Raw genomic sequence first — 23,108 nt, 5'->3', positions numbered from 1 at the left:
CCGCGGTGGCTCCGCGCGACATGAAGGGTCCGGTGCCAGCGAGGGCGAAGGCACTCTGCCGCCGGCCTCTTGCCTGTCATCAAAACAGATAGCTGCCACCGCTTGATCCACAAGCGGTGGCAGCCTTTTTCTTGCCCATCCACAACCCACGCACCCCAGGCCCCTTGCGCCTGGGGTGCGTGGCTCAGTCGTCGTTTGGCTTGGTCACCGTCGCCACATCGGGGGTCCCCAGGGCCAGGTCCACGGCCAGGGCCTCCGGCGTGGTGTCTTCCACCACCACGGTCTGGGACGCTCCGCCCGCCGCCGGTCCGTTGCTGTCCACCGCGATGTTCGTGTCGCCCGAGGCATCCGCCGCCAGAGGCAGGCTTGCGAGCAGGTCGCCACCGTCGTCCGTCAGCAGGTCCACCACCTCGATCTTGTCGCCCTCCTCCAGGTCCTTGACGACATCCTTGTCGGTGCCGCCGGGGCTGCTGTCCGCGAGGTTGATCTCGATGGTGTCGTCGCCATCGCCGCCGGCCAGGATGTCGCTGCCAGGGCCCCCATCCAGCACATCGTCGCCGTCACCTCCCTGCACGGTGTCATTGCCCTCGCCAGCCTGCACGGTATCGTCGCCCGCGCTGCCCACGATGGTTTCCGGCGCATCGCCACCCTTGATGGCCAGCCCGCCCGCCGCCGCATCGGACAGCTCCACCTCGTCGCCATCGAGCGTGTTGCCGGTGTCGATGACGATCTTGACGTCGATCGGGTCCGCCAGCGTGTCGCCGTCGCCATCGACGATCACGGCCTGCAGGTCGATCCACATCTGGTCGGCATAGACAGGCGTCGTGACCGGAGGTGTCGTCACCGTCTCGGTGTAGGTCAGGGTGGCCGCATCGGTCACCCGGTAGTCCGTGCAATCCTCGGCGGTGAACTGGACGGTGTTGAATGTGGCCGAGCCCGCCGGATCCACCCTAACGGGCGTCTCCACGCTGGCGGTACCACCATTGGTGTTGCCGCCGCTGGCCGTGCCCTCCTGAACGATGGGCGATCCCACCACGGTCGTGGCGCCGCCGCTGCCGGTGTTCACCGCCGTGACCACGGCGGCTTCCTCCTTGCCCAGGTGGTCGAGCTTGAAGTCGGCGGAGGTCACGTTCAGGCGCGTGCCGTCGGCCTTGAAGAACTCGACCACCAGGCGCTCGCCCGCGCCGTCGCCGGCCTTCACGGCATCGCTCCTGTCGGAATCGCGCTCGCCCACCGAGCTGTCGTTGCCGATGAAGTTGTCGCCGACGCCAAAGCCCCCGCCGCCATTGCCGTTGCCCGTGGACGACCAGTTGACCTCGGGGTCGTTGGCCTGGTTGCCGTCGGTCTGCAGCGAGGTGTCGTCCTGGGTGACCTCCCACTTCCCGTTCTTCCACTGCACGGTGTTGGCCTTGGTCTCGTCCTTGTCGGCCGAGATCTGCATGTAGATGCCCGTGGCGGAGTCCACGTACCGCGCGCCCATTTCGCTGCCGCCAGCCGACGAGTGGGTATAGCTGCTGGGCTTGAACACATCGTCGTTCTTGCTGTCGCCAAAGACCACGGTCTTCTCCACGGTCGTCGTGCTGCCGGGTGTGACCGTCTCGCCCACCTGCACCTTGTCGGCCACCGCCACCATGTTGGTGACGTAGCTGGTCGTGCCGTCGGCATTCACCACGCCGTTCACGGTGAACGCGGTCTTCAGCACACCGCCGTCGTCGTACACCGCCTTGATGCTGCCGTCGCTCGTGGCCTGGTAGAACACCTTGTTGCCGTCCACCGTCATCACGGTGGAATGCACATCGCCGCCCTGCAGGTACGACATGGAGACATACCGCACGGGGGACGTGCCCACGGTGGCGGCCGAGGTCGCCGTGAGGTTCACGTCCGCCCCCACCACGTCGGCACCCACGCGTGCGCCCAGGTCCGCCGTGACCTCGCCCACGCCGCTGTTGGCGACCAGGGTGTCCTGCGTACCGCCCACGTAGACCGGCGCGTCGTCCTGGATCTTGATGTTGAAGCCCTGGACCTCGGTCTCGCCGTCCACCGTCTTCTGCGCCACCAGCTGCAGGTACAGGTTTTCCTCGCCGCTCTCGGTGTAGGCGTGGTCCACCTGGCCCTTGAGTTCCACCTTGTACTGGCCGCTGTCGTCGATGGTGGCCACGGCCACCGTGCGCACATCGGCGCCCGCGCCGGCCGTGCCGGTCAGGGTCTTGCCATCGGCCGACGTGCTCCAGCGCACCTCTTCGCCCGCCGAGGTGATCTTCTGCACCGGGGCCACCAGCGCGTAGGTGGCGCCCCCCATGCCCAGCGTGCCAGCCGTATCGGTGGTGTGCGGGCTGCTGTCCACGTTGCCCGTGGCCAGGCCGTCCTCGTACACCATGCCCAGGCCCTGAGTGCTCTGCTGGTGGCCGGTTTCGATGGTCAGCGTGGCACTGTCGGTGTCGCCATCGCCGTCCTTCATCTGGTAGCTGAACGTGTCCGTCGTCTTGGGCGCCACGGCTTCCTCGAAGCTGACCGCCTTGACGAAGTAGTCCGAGCTGTCGCTGCCCTTGTCACCGGCGAGATAGTCCACGCCCGAGAACACCACGTTCTGGAAGGCGATGGGGTTGCCGTCGGCGCCCAGCACCTCGATCTCCACCTGGCCCTGGTGCACGGGGTCGCTGCCGTTCGCACCGTTGTGGAACAGCGCGCCGCCGATCATGCCCTCGCCCACCTTGTTGCCGGCGGCATCGAACGCCTCCCAGCGCCCGGTCTCGCCCTGGTTGCCCGTCTGGCCCGATTCGTTCTGGAACAGGTTGGAAATGTCCACCACGGCCCGCACGGCCATCGTGCCCAGGTCCACCGACAGGGCCTCCGTGCCCTGGCTGGGCGAGTAGCCCACCTGCTCGGGTGTGCTGGCGCCCACGTCGCCCGGCACGGGCTCGGTGGGGTCGTCCACGCCCGCGCCATTGCCCTGGCTGGTGACCACGGCGCCGCCGGTCTGCGCGGGCGTGGGGCTGGTGATCAGCTGCTCGCCCAGGTTCGTGGTGTAGGGCTTGCCGTAGTCGAAGGCATCGGTGCCGGCCGGCACGCCCGCGCCCCCTCCGAGCTGCACGGTGGTCTGGTGCCCGGTGTAGGTGTAGTCGCCATCGGACTCGATGGTGAGCGAGCCGTACTGGCCCGCCACCGTGGCGCTGCCGCCGCTGGCCACGGCCGTGCCAGGCGTCCACACAGCGCCCTCTGCACCCGCGCGCACCTGCACGACCTCGGCCTTGGCGCCGTCCTGCATGCCCTCGTGCTGGTCCTTGCCGGCATCGCCCGAGGTGGTGCCCGCCCCCGTGAGCACGTTGCCGGTGGCGACCCAGTGGTCCACCACCCACTGCGTGCCATCCGTGTCGTCCTTCGCCACGGGGCCATCGTCCGCGATGAACAGCATGCGGCCCAGGTCGATGCTCGCGTTGACATGGTCGCCATCGCCATCGGTGGCCGTGAGCTGCAGGCCGATCTTGCCCGCCAGCGCCGACTGCACCTCGTTGGAGTCGCCCGGCGTCGAATGCACCACCGTGCGCTGCTGGTCGAACGTGACCTCGCCCGTAGCGGCATCGACCGACAGCTGGAAGACCGTCTTTTCCACGCCGTCCACCGTCACGTAGCCGATGAGCGTGCCGCCGGGCCCGCTCTTGAGCAGCACATCGGCGGGCTGGCCGTTCGAGTACTGCGCGGTGTCCTTGAAGCCCGAGGGCGTGCCTTCACCACCGGTCAGGACCAGCCCATAGGCCTTGCCCTGCAGCGCGGCCGCACCGTCGGCGCCGTAGCTCACGGTGAAGCGCGTGGAGCCCACATCGGACTCCGCGTCGATGTTCAGGAAGCTGTCGTCCACCAGCAGCGGCATGGTGACGTTGAGCAGCACGTCGTTGTAGTCCAGGTCGCCGCCGCCCGCGATGTCCTCCCAGTTCTGATTGCCCGAGACAGGGCCCACCGCGAGGGTGTTCACATGGGACAGGCCGTCGAGATTGAGCGCGCTGTTGTCGAACAGTGCGGCCGCGCCCTGCCCGGCGAGCGGAGCGCCACCCGCGTGCGCGACCCACTGGCCGCCGCTGTCTTGCGAGAAGGTGACCGCCGTGTTGTTGCCCAGCGAACCATTGAGGCTGTCGCCATTGGGGATCATGAAGAAGCCGACCTGGCCGGGCAGCACGCCCGGCGGCAGGGTGACGCTGGTCACCGGCTGGTTCTTCACGTTGTCCCACACCACCGTGCCCGTGGTGGGCATGCCGCTGGCGTCCTTGATGTAGTAGCCCCAGGTGTTGTTGTAGCCCGCGTCGCTGCCCACCAGTTGCACGGTGATGCCCGGCACGGGCACGGGCTCCACCGTGGTGATGACGGGGATGTCGTCCTTCACGCTGGCGGCCAGCTCCACGCCGATGGCGTCGCCGTCACGGTCCTCGCCCACGATCTGCACGCGGCCCAGGTTCAGCGTGTCCTCGCCTTGCGCCGAGTGCAAGAGCGCCCCCGTCACCGTGAGCGTGTACTCGCCATTGGCCTGGACCTCCAGCACGGCAGCCGCCCCCGTGGAACTGCCTTGCGGCTGCCCGTCGGCATTGAAGTACACCTTGCCCCCCGTGCCCAGATCCACGTTCACGGTGGTGCCGCCGAACTGCAGGCCGGTGACCTTGCCGAAACCGTCGGCGCCCCACTTCACGGCGCCGGTCATCACCTGCACGCCGGTCGATGCCTCCAGCTGCGCGCCATGGACCAGGTCGCTCGCATCCCGTTCGTCATTGCCGATCTTCGCGCCGCCACGCAGTGCGGACTCTTCCTCGAGCGTGGCGCTCAGCACCATGGCGGCGCCATCCACGAGCCTGGCGGTGGGGGCGTCGTCCTCCACCGTCACCTTGAGCGCCATGGTGTCCGTGAGGCCGGTGGACGGGTTGAGCGGGCGGTCGTTCGCGATGACGGTGAAGTTCAGTTCCTTCACATCGCCATCGGTGGCAGTGCCCGCGGGGGGCGGTGCATGGTCCACGGGGCCCAGCAGCACCACGCTGCTGGTGTAGCCGCTTTCATAGGTGCCCCCGATGGTCACCTTGATGATCTCGGTGCCGCCCACCTTGCCAATGAGTTCCGTGCCCGACGCGTTGGGGGTCCAGACGATGGGCGCACCGCCCGAGGTCAGCGCTGGCAGCAGGCTGCCCGTCGTATCGAAGCGCACGCCCACGGTGTCGCCGATGTCGGGGTCGGCCACACCGAAGCTGGCCGCATCCGTGGTGGTCTGGTCCGGGCTCTCGCGGTTGCCCGGCTCCAGCGCGTCTTCCTGCACGCTCACCGCGATCTGGTCGGCATTCGGCCCGGAATAGCGCGAGACCTCGTCGCCGTCCTTGTTGCCATCACCATCCTTGTCCACCCAGATCTCGGTCGTCTGGTCGTTGCCGGTCACGAATTCGGGCGCGTCGTTCACGCCCTGCACCGTCACGCGCACATTGGCCACGTCGGTGTCGCCATCCGCATCCTTCATCTGGTAGTTGAAGCTGTCGGTGACCGAGGCGCCTTCGCCCAGCGCCATCGCCTTGAGGTCATTCAGCGCATAGGTGACATCGCCATTGGCCGCGATCCTGAGTGTGCCCAGGGTGCCGTTGGCATCGAACGACGGGCCGTCCAGGTCGGTCGTGTTGCCCGACCTGTCGCCACCGGCGCGGTTGAACACCACCTCGGCATGGGCGCCATCCGCCTTGGCCTCGTACATGTCGTTGCCCAGCACATTGCCCACGGCATGCTCCGTGGTGCCCATGGTCCCCGCCGAGGCCGTGAGATTGGCGGCATCGTCCGCAGCCACCGGGCCCGTGTCCTGGAAGTTGATCTGCCGGCCGATGTCGTAGGTGGCGGTATTGGACTTGTCGCCATCGCCATCCTTGGCCTGCGCGGTGAGCTGGATCACGCCGCCGCCGATGTTGACGATCTCGTGCGGATCGTTGGTGGGGTGCACCACCGCGCGGTACTGCTCCACCGTCACCTGGCCGTTGTTGGCCGCGTCGCCCGCCACCGAGACCTTGAACACATTGGTCTGCACACCGCCGATGAGGATGTAGCCGACGGCCGCACCGCCCTCCATCTTCACCAGAACGGCAGAGCCGGTCGCGGTGTCCTTCAGCGCCGACGCCTGGCCCTGCGCGCCGACGCTCAGGCCGAAGGTCTTGCTGCCGCTGGCCGCCGCGCCATCCGCGCCGAAGTGGAACTGGAAGCTGCCCGACAGCGCCTTGCCGTCGTTGTCCGCACTCGTTCCCAGATCGGCTTGCGCATCCTTGACCAGCAGCGGCACGTTCCAGTTCAGGTCCAGGTTGACGTCGTCGTAGTCCTTGTCCGAGCTGCCGGAGGTGATCTTGAGATCTTCCCAGTTGAAGTTGCCCCTGCTGTCCTGGCCGGCCGCCGTGCCCGACGGGGTTTGCTGCAGGTGGGACTGCCCGTCGCTGTTGAGCGCCTGGTCGGAGAAGTAGATGGGTGCCCCCTCGCCCGCGAGCGGCGATCCGCCGGCGAACGCCGTCCACTTCCCGCCCACGAGCTGGAACGACACCGCCTGGGCGTCGCCCAGCGCGCCGTTCTGGCTGTCGCCGTTGGGGATGATGAAGAAACCGATCTGGTCGGCCGTCACGCCCGTGGGCAGCGACACGGTCATGCCGCCTTCGGTCTTGACGTTGTCCCACAGCACGAACCCGCCCCTGGAGGTGTCGATGGAACCATCCGGGTTCTTGAAGTAATAGCCGAAGCTGTTGTTGTAGCCGGCCTCGCCGCCCTTGTACTCCACCGTGAAGCTGTGCTCGGCGACCGGCACGGCGTCGGACACCGTCACGATGGGCACGTCGTCCTGGATGGAGGCGTTCAACTCCACGCCGATCCTGTCACCATCGCCATCCTCGCCCACGAAGGTGATCCTGGGCAGGTTCAGCCAGTCTTCGCCCGCGCCTTTGTGGATGAGGTTGTCCAGCACCTCGAACCGGTAGGCGCCGTCCGCATCCACCGTCAGCACCGCCGCGCCGCTGGTGGCTCCGGGGGGCAGGGCCTTGCCGTTCTGGTCGAAGTACACGGTCACCACGCCGGCCACCGGGCTGTAGCTGTTCTCGGTGAAGATGCCCGTCTGCACCTTGACGCCCGTGATGCCGCCGAAGTCATCGGCGCCCCACTTCACGGCGCCCTGGAAGCCCGTGGCGTCGGTGTGGGCGTGGCTCAGTCCATCCGCCGTTTCGTTGTTGCCCAGCGTGCCGCCGCTGTGGGGCACCGACTCTTCCTCGACTTTCAGGCTGAGCTTGACGACACTGCCATTCTCCCTGGCGTGCTCGGGCACATCATCCTGGATCTTGGCGTAGAGATCCACGCCGATCCGGTCGCCGTCGCCATCAATGCCCACGAAGGTGAAGGTGCGCAGCATCAGGTTCTCGCCCTGGCCCGGATCGTGGTCCAGCGGCCCGATGACCGTCAGGCGGTAGCCGCCCGTGGCGCCGTCGATGCGCAGTTCGACCGACCGGGGGGTTGTGGTGTCCCCATCTGCAATGGGCTGGCCCTCGCGGTCCAGGTACACGGTGGCAATGGTGTTGCCCACGGCATATTCCTGAGCGCCGACCTGGACGGCGGCCACGCCGCCGAACTGGTCTGCGCCCCAGCGCACCACCCCCGTCATGGACTGGGCACCCGTCGACGCGCTCAGCGAGCCCACGGGGATGATGGCCAGCCAGTCGAGCGACTCGTCATTGCCGATCACGCCGCCGTCGCCGTTGGAGGCGGATTCCTCCTCCAGCAGCGCGACCAGTGGCACCGGGATGCCCAGCAGCTTGACGTGCACGGGGATGTCGTCCTGCACCCGCGTTTCCAGCGCGACGGTGATGGCATCGCCGTCGCCATCTTCGCCGACGAGGCGCACGGTTTCGAGATTGAGCCAGTCCTCGCCCTGCACCACGGTGCCGCCCGCGGCGTGGTTCATGGTGGCAAGCACCGTGAGCGTGTAGCTGCCCGTGGCCTCGACCACCAGGCTGGCGGCGGCCCCGTCGGGCTGCGCTCCACCGGGGCCCGAGGGAATCACTTCGCCGTTGGCATTGAACCAGACCGCCTGGCCAACAGGAACGTTGGTCGCGCCTTCACCGCTGCCCACGCGCACGCCCGTGAGCTTGCCAAAGCCATCGGCGCCCCAGTTGATCGCGCCATTGATCTGGGTCAGACCTCCACTGTCGGCGGATGTGAGCGGAAGGTCGTTCTCGTCGTTGCCTATCGTGTGTCCGCCCTCCATGGCGGACTCTTCTTCGGCCTGCAGCGAGAGGACGCGCTCCACGGGTTCCCCGGGGCCCTCGCCCTGCCCGGGGGCCTCGTCATAGCGGTGGACCGGCACGTCGTCGCCAAACAGCAGGCGCCCGCCCAGGTCCAGCTCGGCCGCCACGGTATCGTCGTCGTTGTCGGTGGCCTCCAGCACCACGCTGAGAACCCCGGTTCCCAGCGCCTGCAGCTCGTCGCCGCCGCCATCCACGCCATCGGGCGCGGCATGCCGGATGGCCCCGGTCTGCGTCATCACCACGGCACCGGTCTGCGGGTCGATCTGCAGCGTCAGGATCACGTTGCCGCTGCCGTCGCGCCCCACCACCACGGAGGGGTCCCCGGTCGTGCTCAGCACAATCTCGGTGTTGGTGCCGGTGGCGTAGAGCCCCGTGGCTCCGCCATTGCCGATCTGGAATGCGAAGGCATAGCCGTCGCGCACGGCAGGGCCTTCTCCCTCGCTGCCGCCAGGCAGCAGCTTGGGGCCGTCCGCCCCGAAGGACACCACAAAGGCCGTGCCGTTGAAGGTGTTGCTGTCCGTGTCCGAGTCCACGGCGTCCGGGTTGTTCTCCGTGCCCTCGTACCCCGTGTTGGTGGCCTGGTTGACGCCGCGGTCCGACGTCGTCAGCGTGGGCGCATCCTCGGCGCTGGTCGTGATCACGGGGATGTCGTCCTGCACCGACATGTTCACCTCGGCGGTGAACTCCCCGCCCTCTCCGGTGACGCCGTTGAAGGTGATCAGCGGCAGCGCCAGGAAGTTCTCACCGTCTCCGGGCGCGTGGTGCAGGGGCCCCACGACCGCCAGCGTGAAGCTGCCGTCCGGCAGGATCACCAACAGCACCGCGGGCTGGGCGCTGCTGTCTCCCTGGGGAATGGGCTGCCCCAGGGCATCGAAGTAAATCGTCACGCCGCCCGGCGGCACCGGCACGCCGGCATAGCCGGGCAAGGTGACGGAGAAGATCGAGCCGCCGCCCAGGTCGAAGTTTCCGTTGCGCACGCTGGACAGGCCATCGTCCTCGTCGTTTCCGATGACACCGTTGCCCCCCGAGCTGTTGCCCTGGTTGCCGCCCGCCGAAGCCACGGACTCTTCCTCCAGCGTCACATTCAGGTTGACCCGCACGGGCCCCGGTGGCGGAGGTGGCGGTGGCGCAGGAGGGGGTGGACCGGGAGGGCCGGGTGGGGGCGGAGCCGGCGGAGGAGGAGGTGCGGGCACCGGGGGAGTGGGTGGCGCAGGGGGAGGAGGCGCTGGCACCGGCGGGGGCGGCGGAGCCACGGGCGGGGGCGGCGCCGGCGTGGGGGCCGCGTCGACGGTGAGCACCGCCAATGGATTGAAGTCGATGTCGGGCGCCGATTGCGGTGTGAAGCTGTATTGGTAGGCCAGCGGGTCCACCCCCTCGAAGATGCGCAGCAGCTGCACGAAGCTGCTGCCCTCGCCTTCGCCCCCGGCACCGCCGCCCAGGCCGGCGGCCGTGGCGTCCAGCTGCTCGTTGAGGTCGCCCCCACGCTGCAGCGCCTGGATGACCGTGTCGATGGTGCCCTGCCCGACGCTGGCCTCCTGGGCGGTGGCGCGTTCAGCGGTCTGCGTGACGCTGTCATCGATCTTGACGCTTTGCGCGGGCGCCACGGCCAGCGTCTGGCCGTCGTCCAGCAGCAGCTCCACCCGGCCTCCTGCCGTGGTCTGGACGATTTCACCCTTTTGCAAGACGTCTCCGGCCTTGAGGGGACGGCGATGGCCATCGGCATCGACCGCGAAAGCGGTGCCGGTGACGGCAACCACGGTGGCGATTTGGGACATGGGCTGGCTCCGGTAAACCCCTACGCCCTGCGCAGCGGCAGGAAGTAACGGCATGTGACTGATGTCAGTGAAGGCTACTGACGCCACCCCGTATCCACTATTGGACTTAGGTCCACTTTTGGGCCCGCCGGCCCCGGAAACTCAAATAGTTTCGTTGCCCGAATCGTCACCCAATAGATCCAGGCTATTGCTCAGGCGGGCCCGGGTCTCCTTGCGCTCCAGGAGCTTGTTCTGCGCAGCCAGCGGCAGGTCGGTGAAGCGGATCACGCCGTGCACGATGAGCAGATCTATCAGGTCCTCGGTCACCCGGGCCAGCCCCGCGTCGGAGGAGCTCAGCGGATTGCCATGGGGCGGCAGGCTCTTGTCAGGCATGGGAAGCGGGCCCCTGTGCAACCTGCGGGCCCTGGTTCATGCGCAGCACGAGCTGCACCCGGTCGCGCACGCCGAGCTTCTCGAAGGTGGCCCCCAGGTGCGCCTTGACGGTGCGCTCCGAGATGAACAGCCGGTCCGCGATCTCCTTGTTGGACAACCCCTGGGCCACCGCGCGCGCGACCTCCAGCTCCCGCGAGGACAGCCGCAGCTGCAGATCCTGGTGCGCCTGTGGCACGGCGTGCGGCGCCGTCAGGCCCGCGGTGGCGGCGGCCAGGCGCGACACCAGTGCCCGGCCCACCCACAGGCCGCCGTGCTGCACCACCAGCGCCACTTCCTGCAGCATCTCGGGCACGGCAAACAGGTGGCAATAGGCGCGAGCGCCTTCGTTGATGGCCTTCAGGCCTTCGCGGTCGTCCGGTACGCCGGTGGCCACGACCACGCGCGCGCGCTTGTCCGACTGGACCAGTTCGCCCAGCAGCGCCGGCCACTCGGGGTACTCGGTGCTCAGCCACACGATGGCCGAGCGCCCCCCGCCGCCGTCGCGCAGCGCGGCCACCATGGCGGGCCACTGCGCCTTGTCGATGCGCGTGCCGTGCGGGAATGCGGCCCCCCAGCGGTCCAGGGACTGCGGCACATCGCTGGCCAGGTAGTGGTTCATCGCATTCACCTCTCGGACAAGGCGTTCGCCTTGGCGCGCAGCACCGGCTTGAGCAGGTAGGCCAGCACGGTCTTCTTGCCCGTGAGGATGTCCACCTGCGCCACCATGCCGGGGATGATGGGCAGGTTCGCCCCCAGGCTGGCCTTGCGCGTGCGCACGCGCACCAGGTAGTTGGCATTGCCCTTGTCATCGACGACCGAGTCCGCGCTGATGTTCACCACCTCGGCCGCCAGGCCGCCGTAGATCGAAAAGTCGTAGGCCGTGAACTTGACCATGGCCTCCTGGCCCGGGTGCAGGAACGCGATGTCGCGCGGACTGACCTGCGCCTCCAGGATGAGCGCGTCGTCCAGCGGCACGATCTCCACCACCTCCTTGCCAGGCTGCACCACGCCGCCCACGGTGTTGACCAGCAGGCGCTTGACGGTGCCCCGCACCGGCGAGCGGATGTCCGCGTGCTTGACCTTGTCGGCCAGCGCCCGGCCGCCCTCGGACAGGCTGGAGAGCTTGCTCATGGTCTCCGACAGCTCGGCGCTCATCTGGTTGCGGGCCGTGAGCTGCACCTCCTCGATGCGCCGCGAGGCCTCCTGGATCGCGGCCTGCACGCGGGAGATCTGCGCATCCGCCTGCTCGCGGTCGCCGCGCAGGCGCGCCACCTCGCGGTCCAGCCGCAGCACCTCCACCTCCGACACCGCGCCCGTGGCCACCATGGGCCGCGTGGCGTTCAGCTCCTTGAGCATCAACTCCAGGCCACGCTCGGCCTGCTCCTTGCGGGCACGCACCTCATTGAGCTCCTGCTGGCGCTGCAGGAGCTGGTTCTGCGAGATGGACACCTGCGCGCTGATCTCCTCGCGCCGCGAGCGGTACAGGCGCATCTCCTGCGCAACGATGTCCGGCGCGTCCCGCAGGAGGTCCGGCGGAGGAATGAATGTGCCGCCCTGCGTCAGGGCCTGCAGGCGCAGGGCCTTGGCCTGCAGCGCGAGCAGGCTCGCCCGGCTTTCCAGCATGTTCGACATGAACCGGGTGGAGTCCACGCGCAGCAGCAACTGGCCCGCTTCGACGATCTGCCCCTCCCGCACCGGCAGCACTTCCACGACGCCGCCATCCACGCTCTGGATGACCTGCACCTGGCTCGTGGGCACCACCTTGCCGTCGCCCCGCGTGACTTCGTCGAGCTCCGCATACGCGGCCCAGAGCACCAGCAGCAGCAGAAAGAGCACCGCCAGGCGCAGCAGGACCCGGGCGCGCAGGGGCTCCTGCTGCAGCCGCGCCCAGTCGGCATCGTCCGCCCAGTCCAGCGTGTCGGCCGCGCCCGCGGGCGTCAGGCGCCGGACCATGCGCCCGAAGACGGATTCGCTGGCCGCCCCGCCCGTCCTGACGGCACGGCCGATCTGCTCGAAGGCTTTCTCGTTGAGTTCGGCCATCTCACACCGCCTTTCCGATGCGGCCCTGGCGCAGGGCCTGCACCACCTGCTCCTTGGGGCCATCGGCCACGATGCGGCCCGCGTCCATCACGATGATGCGATCCACCAGGGCCAGCAGCGAGGTCCTGTGGCTGATGAGCACCAGCGTGCGCCCCTTCGAGAAATCGGCCAGCCTGCGCTTGATGTCCTCCTCGCTGGAATGGTCCATGGACGAGGTGGGTTCGTCCAGCAGCAGCACCACGGGATCGTTGATGACGGCGCGCGCGATGGACACGCCCTGCCGCTGCCCGCCCGACAGCGACTCGCCCCGCTCCCCCACCAGCATGTCGAAGCCCTGCGGGTGCGCATTCACGAGCGGCAGGATGCCGCCGATCTCGGCCGCCCGCACCACGGCCGCGTCGTCGGCCAGCGGGGCGCCCAGCGTGATGTTCTCGCGCAGCGAGCCATAGAAAAGCACCACGTCCTGCTGCACGTAGCCCACCTGGCGGCGCAGCTCGGCGGGGTCCAGCTGGCGCTGATCGATGCCGTCGACGAGCACCGCGCCCGAGGTCGGCCGGTACAGCCCCAGCATCAGCTTTTGCAGCGTGGTCTTGCCCGAGCCGATGCGCCCGAGGATGGCCACCCGCTCGCCGGGCTTGATGGACATCGTCACGTTGCGCAGCGAGGCCGTCTGCTGGCCCGGGTAGGTGAAGCCGACATCCCGGAACTCGATCGCGCCCTGCAGCCGCCCCCGGCTGATGAAGCTGGCGCCCTCGGGGCGGTCCACCTCGCGCTTCATCATCTCGTTGAGCGAGGTCAGCGCCGTCGATGCCGTGTGGTACTGCACGAGCAGGCCCGCCACCTGCCCCACCGGCGCCATGGCCCGCGACGCGAGCATGGTGCATGCGATCAGCCCCCCCATGGTGAGCTGGCGCTCGCCGATCATGTGCACGCCCACGATCACGATCACCAGGTTGATGAGCTGCTGCAGGAAGGCCGAGGTGTTGCTGGCCGTGGCCGACAGAAGGCGCAGCTGCACGCCCACGCGGGCCAGCAGCGCCGTGCTGCGCTCCCACTTGCGCTGCAGGGGCGCCTCCGCGCCCAGCGCCTTCACGGTCTCGAAGCCCACCAGCGCCTCCACCAGCGTGGCATTGCGCTGCGCGCCCGCGCGGTAGGTGGTTTCGGACAGCGCGTGCATGCGCCCCTGCACGGCCAGGGCGTAGAGCAGCATCACCGCCGCGCCGCACAGCAGCGGGATCAGCATCGGCCACGAGATCCAGCCGATCACCACGATGAAGATCAGGCCGAACGGCAGGTCGATGAACGCCACGACGGAGGCCGAGCTGATGAAGTCCCGCACCGACTCGAACGAGCGCAGGTTCGACGCGAACGAGCCCGCCGAGGCCGGCCGCTGCTCCATGCGCGTGCCCAGCACCTTTTCCATGATGTAGGCCGACAGCTTCACGTCGGCACGGCTGCTGGCCAGGTCCACGAAGCGCCCGCGCAGCGTGCGCAGCACCAGGTCGCCCACGAGCATGATGGACAGCCCCAGCGCCAGCACCCACAGGGTGTCGATGGCGTTGTTGGGCACCACCCGGTCATAGACATTCATCGTGAAGATGGGCATGCCCAGGGCGAACAGGTTGGCCAGGAAGGCGGCCATGAGCACGTCGCGGTACAGCCCGTGGTTTTCGGCCAGCACGGTCCAGAACCAGTGCCCATGGCGGCCCGCCCTGACCTGCGGGGCACGCGCATCGAAACGCTGGGAAGGGCGCACATACACCGTGGTGCCCAGGTAGTCCGCCTCCAGCGCCGCGCGCGACACCTGGATGGGCGCGTCCCCCAGTTCGGGCAGCACGACACGCGCTTCGCTGCGGCCGTCGCTCCAGCCCAGGAGCACGCACGCGCGCTCGCCCTGCAGCAGCAGGACCGCCGGGAGCAAGGCGTCCTTGACGCGGGTCAGCGGCTCCCGCACGAGACGGCTGCTCATGTGCGCGCGCTGGGCCGCACGGGCAAAGAGGCCGGGGGTCAGCCGGTGGTTTTCAGCAGGCAACCCGGCCATCACCGCCTCGGGCGTCGAAGGCAGGCCGTGGGCCTTGGCAACAATGAGCAGGCACGCCAACAGCTCGTCGGAACCGCTGCCTGAAAGTTCTGCAGGCTGCGCCAAGCCCGCACTTGAAACCATATGAATTCCTTGTTGCCACTTGTTGAAATTCACTCTAGCAACATAAATTCAAAGCGCGAAGGAAAAAATCGCCACCCCGGCGCGCGCCCGCCCGGCTGGTGGTCCGTGTGCGGTTGCAGCAAAATCCACGGTGCACATGCCCTCCTCCGAACAGCTTTCGCTGCGCCGCTACGGTGCCTCTCCCGGCAGCCACAGCCATGACCACTTCCAGGTCCTGCTGGGGCTGTCCGGCGCCCTCGACCTCGAAGTCGAGGGGCGCGGCGTGCGCGTCAGCCCCGGCGGGGGGTGCGTGATCGCCCCGGGCGACCGCCATGACTTCGAGTCGGCGCGCGGCAGCCTGTGCCTGGTGCTCGACAGTGCGCAGCCCGGATGGGCGCGCTGCCTGCGGCCGCACGGCCAGGGCGCCAGCGCGCCCCCCGCCGAGGCCCTGCCGCTGGCGCACTACCTGGCGGGCGCACTGCAGCAAGGCCGCCCCCTGGCGCAGGCCCACGGCCCGGCGCTGTTGCTGGAGGCGTGGCTGGCAGGCTCCGGCCCCCGCGCCTGGCCCCCCGGCCTGGCACCCTCGCGCCAGCGGCCGATCGACTGGGCCGCGCTGCGGCAGTGGGCCGCGCAGCAGTGGGACGGGGCGCTCTCGGTCGCCGACCTGGCCGCGCGCGTGCACCTGAGCCCCAGCCAGTTCGCGGCCCGCTGCCGCGACGAGCAGGGCCTGGGCCCCATGGCCTGGCTGCGCGGCCAGCGGCTGGCGCAGGCCCGGCTGCTGCGCGGCGGCGGGATGGCCGTGGCCGAAGTGGCGCAGCGCACGGGCTACCGTTCACCCTCGGCGCTGACCGCGGCGCTGCGGCGCCAGGCGGGCCCGGCGGGGAGCCCGGGCCCGGTGAATGAACCGGCGAATGGGTGAGTGAGCAAATGAATGGATGAATGGATGCATGGATCGGTGAGGGAATGACCGGTGCGGCGCCGCCGCACCCCCGCTGCGCGACGAGCGGCCGCCGTTGCGCGACGATGCGGGCCGCCGCTCGCGCATACAGTCAAGCCCATGCAAGCCAATCTCTATGCCCTCGGCGCCATCGCCCTGTGGGCCTCGCTCGCCTCGCTGGGCGTGTCGCTCACCCACATTCCGCCGTTCCTGCTCACGGGCATCGCGCTCATCATCGGCAGCGTGCCGGCCTGGCCCTTCGTGCTGCGCGATCCGTCGCAGTGGCGCATTCCGGCGCGCACGCTGGCGCTGGGGGTGTACGGCCTGTTCGCCTACCACTTCCTGCTGTTCATCGCGCTGCGCCACGCGCCGCCGGTCGAGGCCAACCTGGTCAACTACCTGTGGCCGCTGTTCATCGTCGTGCTCTCGCCCGTGGTGCTGCCCGGCGTGTCGCTGCGCACGCCGCATGTGCTGGCGGCACTGCTGGGCTTTGGCGGGGCCGCCATCGCCATCGCGGGCGGGCGCGCGCTGAGCGGCACCCTCGCCTGGGGCTACCTGCCGGCGCTGGCGGCGGCCTTCATCTGGGCCACCTATTCGCTCATGACCAAGCGGGTGGCGGCGTTCCCCACCACCGCCATCGGCCTGTTCGGGCTGGTGTCGGGCGTGCTGTCGCTGCTGTGCCACGCGCTGCTGGAGCCCGCCGTGGCGCTGCAGCCGCGCGACTGGGCGCTGCTGGCCGTGCTGGGCCTGGGCCCGCTGGGCGCCTCGTTCTTTCTGTGGGACAAGGCACTCAAGCTGGGCGACGCGCGGCACATCGGCATCCTGAGCTACATCACGCCGCTGGCGTCCACCGCGCTGCTGATCGCGGTGAGCGGCCGCCCGTTCACCTGGAGCATCGCGCTGGCCACGGTGATGATCATCGGCGCGGCCGTGATGGGCATGCGGGCGCGCTGATTCAATCAAAATGGCCCAGGCGCTTGCCCATCAAGCGCTGATAGCTATCTATCCGATAGCAAACCCGATCCTCGCATGGACACCCTCCCCATCCCCGGCACGGCGGGCTATGGCACGCACGCCGCCGCGCTGGCGGCGCAGTATGAAAGCATCGCGTTCGCCGATGTGCACCGCAGCACGCTGCACCTGTTCCCGCGCGCGCCCAGCCGGGTGCTCGACATCGGCGCGGGCTCGGGGCGGGACGCTGCCGCGCTGGTGCGCGCGGGCCACCATGTGGTGGCCGCCGAGCCCACGGCGGCCTTGCGGCAGGAGGGGCAGCGCATCCACGCGGGGCTGCCCATCGAGTGGGTGGACGACCACCTGCCCGCGCTCACCGGCCTGCGGGGCCGCCAGTTCGACCTGGTGCTGCTGACCGCCGTGTGGATGCATCTGGACGCCGCGGAACGCGCCGCCGCCATGCGGGCCGTGGCGGACCTGCTCGCGCCGGGCGCGCTGGTGGTGATGTCTCTGCGCCATGGCCCCGTGCCCCGGGGGCGGCGCATGTTCGACGTGTCGATGCAGGAAACGGCGGCGCTGGGCGCACGGCACGGGCTGGCCACCGCGCACAGCGGCAGGCGGGACGACGCCCAGGGGCGGCCGGACGTGCGCTGGAGCGTGCTGGCCCTGCGGCGGCCCGTGTGAATCTGCATCCAGCGGGCCTCCCGTGCTTGTCCGGAAAGCGCGGAAAGCTATCTATTCAGGAGCAATTCACGGCATGCGCGGGGCCGCGCGCTCCCGGCGCACGCGCAGGTAGAGCCAGCCGGTGATGGAGAGGTTCAGCAGGTTCCAGCCGATGCCGTTGAGAAAGGCGGCGTGGTAGCTTCCCGTGGCGTCGAATATCCAGCCGGAAAGCCAGCCGCCCAGCGCCATGCCGACGAGCGTGGCCATGATGACGCCCCCCACCCTCACGCTCGCCTGGCCGGGCGGGAAGTACTCGCGCACGATGATGGCGTAGGTGGGCACGATGCCGCCCTGGAACAGCCCGAATAGCCCCGAGATGACGTACAGCGGCACCAGGCCGTCGTAGGGAAGGAAAAGCACGAGGGCGATGCCCTGCAGCGCCGATCCCAGCAACAGGGTGCGGATGCCGCCGATGCGGTCGCAGATCAGCCCGAACACAAGACGGCTCACGATGCCGCAGGCCAGCATGAGCGACAGCATCTGGGCGCCCTGGGCGGCGCCGAAGCCCAGATCCGTGCAGTAGGCCACGATGTGGACCTGCGGCATGGCCATGGCGACGCAGCACGCGATGCCTGCCAGGCACAGCAGCGCCATCGCGTGGTTCGGAGCCAGGCCGAAAGGGCGGGCACGGTCCGGCGCCGCCCGGTTCGCGCCCGCTGCCGCAGACGCCGGAATCGCGGGAGGGCGCTGGCGCATGCGCAGGGACAGCGCGAGCATACCCACGCCGCAGATGCTGCCCAGCACCATGTAGGTAGGCCGCCAGCCGATGGAGTCGACGCCGTATTGCACGATGGGCGGCCAGACCGCGCCCGCCACGTAGTTGCCGCTGGCGCACACCGCCACCGCGATGCCCCGCCGGCGATTCCACCAGAGCGCCGTATCGGCCAGCAAGGGCGCGAACGTCGCGGAGCCGCCAATGAACCCCATCACCGCGTGCGCAAGGCCGAAAGCCCAGATGCTGCCCGACAGGCTCGCCCCCATGAAGCCGCCAAACACCGCCAGGGCACCCAGCCAGAGCACGGGCATCAGGCCGTGGCGGTCCGCCAGCCGCCCTGTCCATAGCCCGCCCAGGCCCAGGCAGACCATCATCAGGGTATAGGGCAGCGAGGCGCTGGCGCGGCCGATTCCGAACTCGGTCTGCACCGCCGGAAGCACCACCGACACCACGTACATGCTGCTGTTCCCCAGCACGACGAGGCCCAGGGTCGCAAGAAGCCGCCGCAGGGCCTGGGGCGAGTCGATGAGGGACGGGTCTGCGTGGGCGAGCTGCATGGGAGGCATGGGTTTTTCTGGATGCAGCGCAGGCCATCAGAACGGGCGGAGAGAAGTGCATCCGCCGGCCTTGCAGGCTGGCGGACGCCGCGCTTCACTTTTCAAAAAAATCTGGCGAAACCGGCCCCTGGCGCCGGTCCATCAAGCGCAGAAAGCTATCAATTAAGGAGCATTTCAGCATCACCCTACGGCGCCAGCGCGGCCGCGGGTTCGTCCCCCTCCAGCACCTGGCGCGCCCACGGCGCGAGCTTGCGCGTGTCGGCGCGCAGCACCTCCTGCTTGATGGCCAGGATCTGCGCGGGGTGCATGGAAAAGCTGCGCAGGCCCAGGCCCAGCAGCAGGCGCGTCATGGTCACGTCGCCGGCCGTTTCGCCACACACGCAGACGCTCTTGCCCTGGCGTTCGCCCTCGGCGATCACATCGCCCACCAGGCGCAGCACGGCGGGGTGCAGCGGGTCGTACAGGTGCGCCACCGCCTCGTCCGCGCGGTCGATGGCCAGCGTGTACTGGATCAGGTCGTTGGTGCCGATGGAGAGGAAATCGAAATACCGCAGGAAGGTGCGCACCATGAGCGCCGCCGCAGGCACCTCGATCATCGCGCCCAGCTGCACCGGGCCGTAGGGCACGCCGCGCGCATCCAGCTCGGCGCGGGCCAGGTCCACCTGCGCGATGGTCTGCTGGATCTCGTGCGTGTGCGCCAGCATCGGGAACAGCAGGTTGACCTTGCCATGCGCCGCCGCGCGCAGCACGGCGCGCAGCTGGGTGCGGAACATGGCCGGGTCGGCCAGGCTCCAGCGGATGGCGCGCAGGCCCAGGGCCGGGTTCAGGTAGCTGTCCTTGTGGCTCTTGTGGTCCAGCGGCTTGTCGGCGCCCACGTCGATGGTGCGGATGGTGACGGGCAGGCCCTGCATGCCGTCGATGGCTTCGCAGTAGGCGCGGTACTGCTCGTCCTCGCCGGGCAGGTTGCCGCTCTTGCCCATGAACAGGAACTCGCTGCGGAACAGGCCCACGCCCACGGCGCCGGCGCGCACGGCGGCGGCGGCGTCGCCCGGTTGCTCGATGTTGGCCAGAAGCTCGATCTTGTGGCCGTCGAGCGTGATGGCCGGGGTGTGGCGCAGCCGGGCCAGGCGCTCGCGTTCCAGCTCCACCTGGCGCTGGCGAAAGCCATACTCGGCCAGGATGATGGGCGACGGGTCCACGATGACCACGCCCGCATCGCCGTCGATGATGACCCAGTCGTCCTGGCGCACCAGCTGGCTGGCCGCGCGCGCGCCCACCACGGCCGGAATGTCCATGCTGCGCGCCACGATGGCGGTGTGGCTGGTCTTGCCGCCCACGTCGGTCACGAAGCCCGCGAACACGCTCTGCTTGAACTGCAGCATGTCGGCGGGCGAGAGGTCGTGCGCGACCAGCACCAGGGGCACGTCCACCGTGTCGTCGAGCAGCAGGTCCTGCTGGGTCTTGCGGCGCGGGCTGCTGGCGGGGGGCGCCACGGGGCTGGCCACGCCCTTCATGTAGCGCAGGATGCGCTCGACCACCTGTTCCAGGTCGGCCTTGCGCTCGCGCAGGTATTCGTCCTCCATCTCGTCGAACTGGCGCGCGATGACTTCGAGCTGCGTGGTGAGCGCCCACTCGGCGTTGTACAGGCGCTCGGTGATCCAGTGCTTGACCCCGCCCGTGAGGGCCTCGTCCTGCAGCAGCATCAGGTGCACGTCGAGCAGCGCGGTCAGTTCATGCGGCGCATCGGCGGGCATCTCCACCTGCAGGCGCTGCAGCTCCTCGACCACGGCATTGCGCCCGTTGCGCACCCGCTCGATCTCGCCCTCGATCTGCTCGGGCTTGACGAAATAGTGCGCCACGTCCACCCGGCTGGACGCCACCAGCACCGCACGGCCGATGGCGATGCCGCGGGCGACTGCGAGACCGTGGACGGAGAAGGTCATTCACCCTCGCCAAACTTGTCGGCAATCAGGGCCAGGAGCCCGTCCATGGCCTCCTGTTCGCGCTCGCCGCTGGTTTCGATCTCCACCTCGGTGCCCATGCCGGCGGCCAGCATCATCACGCCCATGATGCTCTTGGCGTTGATGCGCCGGTCGCCACGGCTCATGAAGACATCGCAGGGAAAGCTGCCGGCCAGCTTGGTGAGCTTGGCCGACGCGCGGGCATGCAGGCCCAGTTTATTGTTGATGGTCGTACGGGTCTTGATCATGTCGGTTGCGGGTATTCTGGTTCTGCGGTGCGGAGATGGCCACCTGCATGACGCCCTGGGTGCCACCCACCACGGCGCGGGTGACCACCGAATCAAGGGGCTCGTGGCGGTAGCTCACGGCCCGCAGCAGCATGGGCAGGTTGGCGCCCGTCACCAGGCGCGAGCGCACGTTGCCGATGAGGCGCTGCGCAATGTTGCAGGGCGTGGCGCCGAACACGTCGGTGAGCACCAGCGTCGAATCCGCGCCCAGTTGATCGAGCATGATGCGGGCCTGCGCCAGCGACTCCTCGGGCGGCTGGTTGGGCTGCACGTCGAGCGCGGACACGCTGCCCCCGCAGTCGGGGAACACATGCAGCGCGCATTCGCGCAGCGCATGGGCCAGCGGGGCGTGGGCGATGATGAGGATGCTGGTGGTGCTCATGGCGCGGTGGTTTGCAGCACATTATGGCGCCGCCCCCGCAGCAGGAACCACGCGTAGGCGCCCGCGTTGCACGCGAGGTACACCGCCATCGCGGCCTGGAAGGACTGCACCGCGGACAGGCCCGCGGCGGCGAAGGCGTCCACCGCCAGGCCGATGCCCCACTGCACCACGAACACCCCCGCAAAAATCACGAGGTTGTAGGCCGACAAGGCCCGCCCCGCGAGCGCCTGCGGGAACGCCATGGCCACCGCGGGCTGCGACAGCGATACGAACGTGCACGACATGCAGAACAGCGCCCACGCCCCGCCCCCGGCCCGGGGCCCCGCCACGATGGTGCCCAGCAGCACCACCAGGCACAGCGGGAGGCCCGCCGCCATCAGGCGGTCAGCCCCCAGCCCTTTTCGCAGCAGCCAGGGGTTGAGCATGCCCCAGGTCCAGAACGTGCACAGCATGGAGACATTGATCCAGAAGAGGCCCGTGGCGGCCTCCAGCGGCGTGTAGCCCGCCACGCGCTGCATCCAGGGCCCGGCCCACAGGGTCTGCATGGCCACCATGCCGCCGTACACGAAGAACCCCAGGGGCGCCAGGCGCTGGAAGTAGGGATGGCGCCACACCATGGCGTAGCCGTGTTGCGCGCCCTCGGTGGCCCCGGCAGGAGACACCGGTCCGTCTGCCCGCGGGGTGGCGGCGCCCCAGGCCGGCACCCAGACGGCAATCACCACCATCGATACCGCGATCAGCGCGGCCAGGACCCAGAACAGGGGCCGCCATCCCACCAGCGGCAGCGCCCACTGCACCGGCAGCGTGGACGCCACCATGCCCAGCGAGCCGGTCATCAGCATCCACGAGTTCGCCCGCATCTGCAGGGTGGGCTCGAACCAGCGCCGGTAGCCGGTGAGGGGCGCCATCAGGCAGGCACTGACGCCGGCGCCGCACAGCACGCGGCCGGCCAGCAGGCCCGAGAACCCCGTCGCCACCGAGAACACCAGGCTGCCCACCACGGCCACGCCCAGGAAGCCGAGGGCGACCTTCTTGGGCCCGTGCCGGTCCAGCCAGGTGCCCAGCGGCAGCTGCGTGGCCGCGAACCCCAGGAAGTACCCCCCGGCCAGCAGCCCCAGGTCGCTGGCGTGCAGCGAGAACTCCTGCGACAGCGTGGGCGCCAGGGTGGCCGTCACCGCCCGCACCAGGGCCGACAGGAAATACGCGAAGGCAAACGCCAGGAAGACAATCACCGCGGCCCGCCGCGGCAGCACGCCGGGGGCCGTCATTGGAGCGTGAGCCCGGCAAAGAACTGGTCGGCCACCTCGGGGCGGGGCTTGGGGGTGTAGACCACCGCGTGGTACAGCCGCACCTGCGGGCCCACGGCGCGCGCGAACCACACGGCCTGGGCCGTGACGGCGCTGCCATCCGGGCGCTGGCCCTGGACCACGGTGCGCACCGACTGGGGCAGGGGCAGCACGCCCGGCGGCGCGTACGGCGTGTCGACCGCGCGGGCGGCCGCGCCGCTGCCCAGGTTGGCGATGGCGGCCGCCCGCCAGTGCGTGAGCGCCGCGCCCACCTGCGCGGGGTCGGCCAGCGCGGCATGCGACACCGCAAAGGTCGCGCCATCCGCATCGCAGCCCGCCATGGCCAGCTCGACGGGCGAGCCCGCCAGCTCCACCGGGCGCACGGCCCGGTCGGGCTTGCAGGGCAGCGTGATGGTGATGGCCGCCTCGGGCAGCGGCACGCTGCGCCAGTTGAGCGCGGGGCTGCAGCCTGCCAGCCACGCCAGCAGGAGCATGGGCGGCAAGGCGGCCGCGCGGGTTGGTGTTCGGTTCATTGGCCGATTATCGGCACAGCACGCAGCGCGGGCCGCGTGCGCCGTTTTGCGCGAACTTTTGCGCAGCACACGACTCCACCCAAGCTGCGACAATCGGGGCACCGGCTGCGGCCGGGTTTCGGCGC

14 protein-coding genes are annotated in these 23,108 nt (G+C 69.5%); 3 read left to right on the top strand and 11 right to left on the bottom strand.

The genetic code is table 11. The annotated features are described in order from the left end of the window. Positions 1-184: 184 nt before the first annotated feature. The 5 genes from AC1RCS_RS01450 to AC1RCS_RS01430 all read right to left on the bottom strand — a co-directional run bounded on the left by AC1RCS_RS01450 (position 185) and on the right by AC1RCS_RS01430 (position 14,672). A complete protein-coding gene (locus tag AC1RCS_RS01450) occupies positions 185-10,057 on the bottom strand; it encodes a retention module-containing protein (protein WP_492244701.1) in 9,873 nt (3,290 codons plus the stop codon). 141 nt (positions 10,058-10,198) lie between these two features. Beyond that, entirely contained in the window at positions 10,199-10,429 is a 231-nt protein-coding gene (locus tag AC1RCS_RS01445) for a hypothetical protein (protein WP_492244702.1), read from the bottom strand. Continuing rightward, the gene (locus AC1RCS_RS01440) at positions 10,422-11,087 is read right to left on the bottom strand and encodes a LuxR C-terminal-related transcriptional regulator (RefSeq protein ID WP_492244703.1); all 666 of its coding nucleotides are present in this window, start codon (positions 11,085-11,087) and stop codon (positions 10,422-10,424) included. The genes AC1RCS_RS01445 and AC1RCS_RS01440 overlap by 8 nt, the downstream gene beginning before the upstream one ends. 5 nt (positions 11,088-11,092) lie before the next feature. Continuing rightward, the gene (locus tag AC1RCS_RS01435; protein ID WP_218298023.1) at positions 11,093-12,508 is read right to left on the bottom strand and encodes an HlyD family type I secretion periplasmic adaptor subunit; all 1,416 of its coding nucleotides are present in this window, start codon (positions 12,506-12,508) and stop codon (positions 11,093-11,095) included. Position 12,509: 1 nt separating this feature from the next. Then, the gene (locus AC1RCS_RS01430) at positions 12,510-14,672 is read right to left on the bottom strand and encodes a type I secretion system permease/ATPase (RefSeq protein WP_492244704.1); all 2,163 of its coding nucleotides are present in this window, start codon (positions 14,670-14,672) and stop codon (positions 12,510-12,512) included. A 136-nt stretch (positions 14,673-14,808) separates the two neighbouring features. Between AC1RCS_RS01430 and AC1RCS_RS01425 the strand changes: the two genes are divergently transcribed. The 3 genes from AC1RCS_RS01425 to AC1RCS_RS01415 all read left to right on the top strand — a co-directional run bounded on the left by AC1RCS_RS01425 (position 14,809) and on the right by AC1RCS_RS01415 (position 17,223). Continuing rightward, a complete protein-coding gene (locus AC1RCS_RS01425) occupies positions 14,809-15,570 on the top strand; it encodes an AraC family transcriptional regulator (RefSeq protein WP_492244705.1) in 762 nt (253 codons plus the stop codon). 138 nt (positions 15,571-15,708) lie between these two features. After that, the gene (locus AC1RCS_RS01420) at positions 15,709-16,542 is read left to right on the top strand and encodes a DMT family transporter (RefSeq protein ID WP_218298020.1); all 834 of its coding nucleotides are present in this window, start codon (positions 15,709-15,711) and stop codon (positions 16,540-16,542) included. Positions 16,543-16,617: 75 nt separating this feature from the next. After that, complete coding sequence (locus tag AC1RCS_RS01415; protein WP_492244706.1) at positions 16,618-17,223, top strand: class I SAM-dependent methyltransferase; 606 nt, start codon at positions 16,618-16,620, stop codon at positions 17,221-17,223. A gap of 66 nt (positions 17,224-17,289) precedes the next feature. On the opposite strand, the gene AC1RCS_RS01410 is transcribed toward AC1RCS_RS01415, so the two are convergent. The 6 genes from AC1RCS_RS01410 to AC1RCS_RS01385 form a co-directional block, all read right to left on the bottom strand. Beyond that, positions 17,290-18,534 (bottom strand): MFS transporter, encoded by a 1,245-nt coding sequence (locus AC1RCS_RS01410; RefSeq protein ID WP_218341845.1) that lies wholly within the window; start codon positions 18,532-18,534, stop codon positions 17,290-17,292. 185 nt (positions 18,535-18,719) lie between these two features. Further along, complete coding sequence (gene ptsP / locus AC1RCS_RS01405; protein WP_218298017.1) at positions 18,720-20,477, bottom strand: phosphoenolpyruvate--protein phosphotransferase; 1,758 nt, start codon at positions 20,475-20,477, stop codon at positions 18,720-18,722. Beyond that, positions 20,474-20,743: an HPr family phosphocarrier protein gene (locus AC1RCS_RS01400; protein WP_218298016.1), complete on the bottom strand. Its 270-nt coding sequence runs from the start codon at positions 20,741-20,743 to the stop codon at positions 20,474-20,476. The genes ptsP and AC1RCS_RS01400 overlap by 4 nt, the downstream gene beginning before the upstream one ends. Beyond that, positions 20,712-21,164, bottom strand: coding sequence for a PTS sugar transporter subunit IIA (locus tag AC1RCS_RS01395; protein WP_218298015.1), 453 nt, complete (start codon positions 21,162-21,164; stop codon positions 20,712-20,714). The genes AC1RCS_RS01400 and AC1RCS_RS01395 overlap by 32 nt, the downstream gene beginning before the upstream one ends. Then, the gene (locus AC1RCS_RS01390; RefSeq protein WP_369641150.1) at positions 21,161-22,432 is read right to left on the bottom strand and encodes an MFS transporter; all 1,272 of its coding nucleotides are present in this window, start codon (positions 22,430-22,432) and stop codon (positions 21,161-21,163) included. Before AC1RCS_RS01390 ends, AC1RCS_RS01395 begins: the two co-directional genes overlap by 4 nt. After that, positions 22,429-22,983, bottom strand: a complete 555-nt coding sequence (locus tag AC1RCS_RS01385; protein WP_492244707.1) for a hypothetical protein — start codon at positions 22,981-22,983, stop codon at positions 22,429-22,431. Before AC1RCS_RS01385 ends, AC1RCS_RS01390 begins: the two co-directional genes overlap by 4 nt. Between the last annotated feature and the right edge of the window lie 125 nt (positions 22,984-23,108).

The organism is Acidovorax sp. GW823-FHT01C06 (genome assembly GCF_058798375.1).
This window is presented reverse-complemented; position numbering and strand designations above follow the sequence as displayed.

Bases quoted from the DNA above. Each gene is read 5' to 3' on its own strand.
- AC1RCS_RS01445 (WP_492244702.1), bottom strand. From the start codon at position 10,429: ATGCCTGACAAGAGCCTGCCGCCCCATGGCAATCCGCTGAGCTCCTCC.
- AC1RCS_RS01435 (WP_218298023.1), bottom strand. From the start codon at position 12,508: ATGGCCGAACTCAACGAGAAAGCCTTCGAGCAGATCGGCCGTGCCGTC.
- AC1RCS_RS01440 (WP_492244703.1), bottom strand. From the start codon at position 11,087: ATGAACCACTACCTGGCCAGCGATGTGCCGCAGTCCCTGGACCGCTGG.
- AC1RCS_RS01430 (WP_492244704.1), bottom strand. From the start codon at position 14,672: ATGGTTTCAAGTGCGGGCTTGGCGCAGCCTGCAGAACTTTCAGGCAGC.
- AC1RCS_RS01385 (WP_492244707.1), bottom strand. From the start codon at position 22,983: ATGAACCGAACACCAACCCGCGCGGCCGCCTTGCCGCCCATGCTCCTG.
- ptsP (WP_218298017.1), bottom strand. From the start codon at position 20,477: ATGACCTTCTCCGTCCACGGTCTCGCAGTCGCCCGCGGCATCGCCATC.
- AC1RCS_RS01400 (WP_218298016.1), bottom strand. From the start codon at position 20,743: ATGATCAAGACCCGTACGACCATCAACAATAAACTGGGCCTGCATGCC.
- AC1RCS_RS01420 (WP_218298020.1), top strand. From the start codon at position 15,709: ATGCAAGCCAATCTCTATGCCCTCGGCGCCATCGCCCTGTGGGCCTCG.
- AC1RCS_RS01395 (WP_218298015.1), bottom strand. From the start codon at position 21,164: ATGAGCACCACCAGCATCCTCATCATCGCCCACGCCCCGCTGGCCCAT.
- AC1RCS_RS01450 (WP_492244701.1), bottom strand. From the start codon at position 10,057: ATGTCCCAAATCGCCACCGTGGTTGCCGTCACCGGCACCGCTTTCGCG.
- AC1RCS_RS01415 (WP_492244706.1), top strand. From the start codon at position 16,618: ATGGACACCCTCCCCATCCCCGGCACGGCGGGCTATGGCACGCACGCC.
- AC1RCS_RS01425 (WP_492244705.1), top strand. From the start codon at position 14,809: ATGCCCTCCTCCGAACAGCTTTCGCTGCGCCGCTACGGTGCCTCTCCC.
- AC1RCS_RS01410 (WP_218341845.1), bottom strand. From the start codon at position 18,534: ATGCAGCTCGCCCACGCAGACCCGTCCCTCATCGACTCGCCCCAGGCC.
- AC1RCS_RS01390 (WP_369641150.1), bottom strand. From the start codon at position 22,432: ATGACGGCCCCCGGCGTGCTGCCGCGGCGGGCCGCGGTGATTGTCTTC.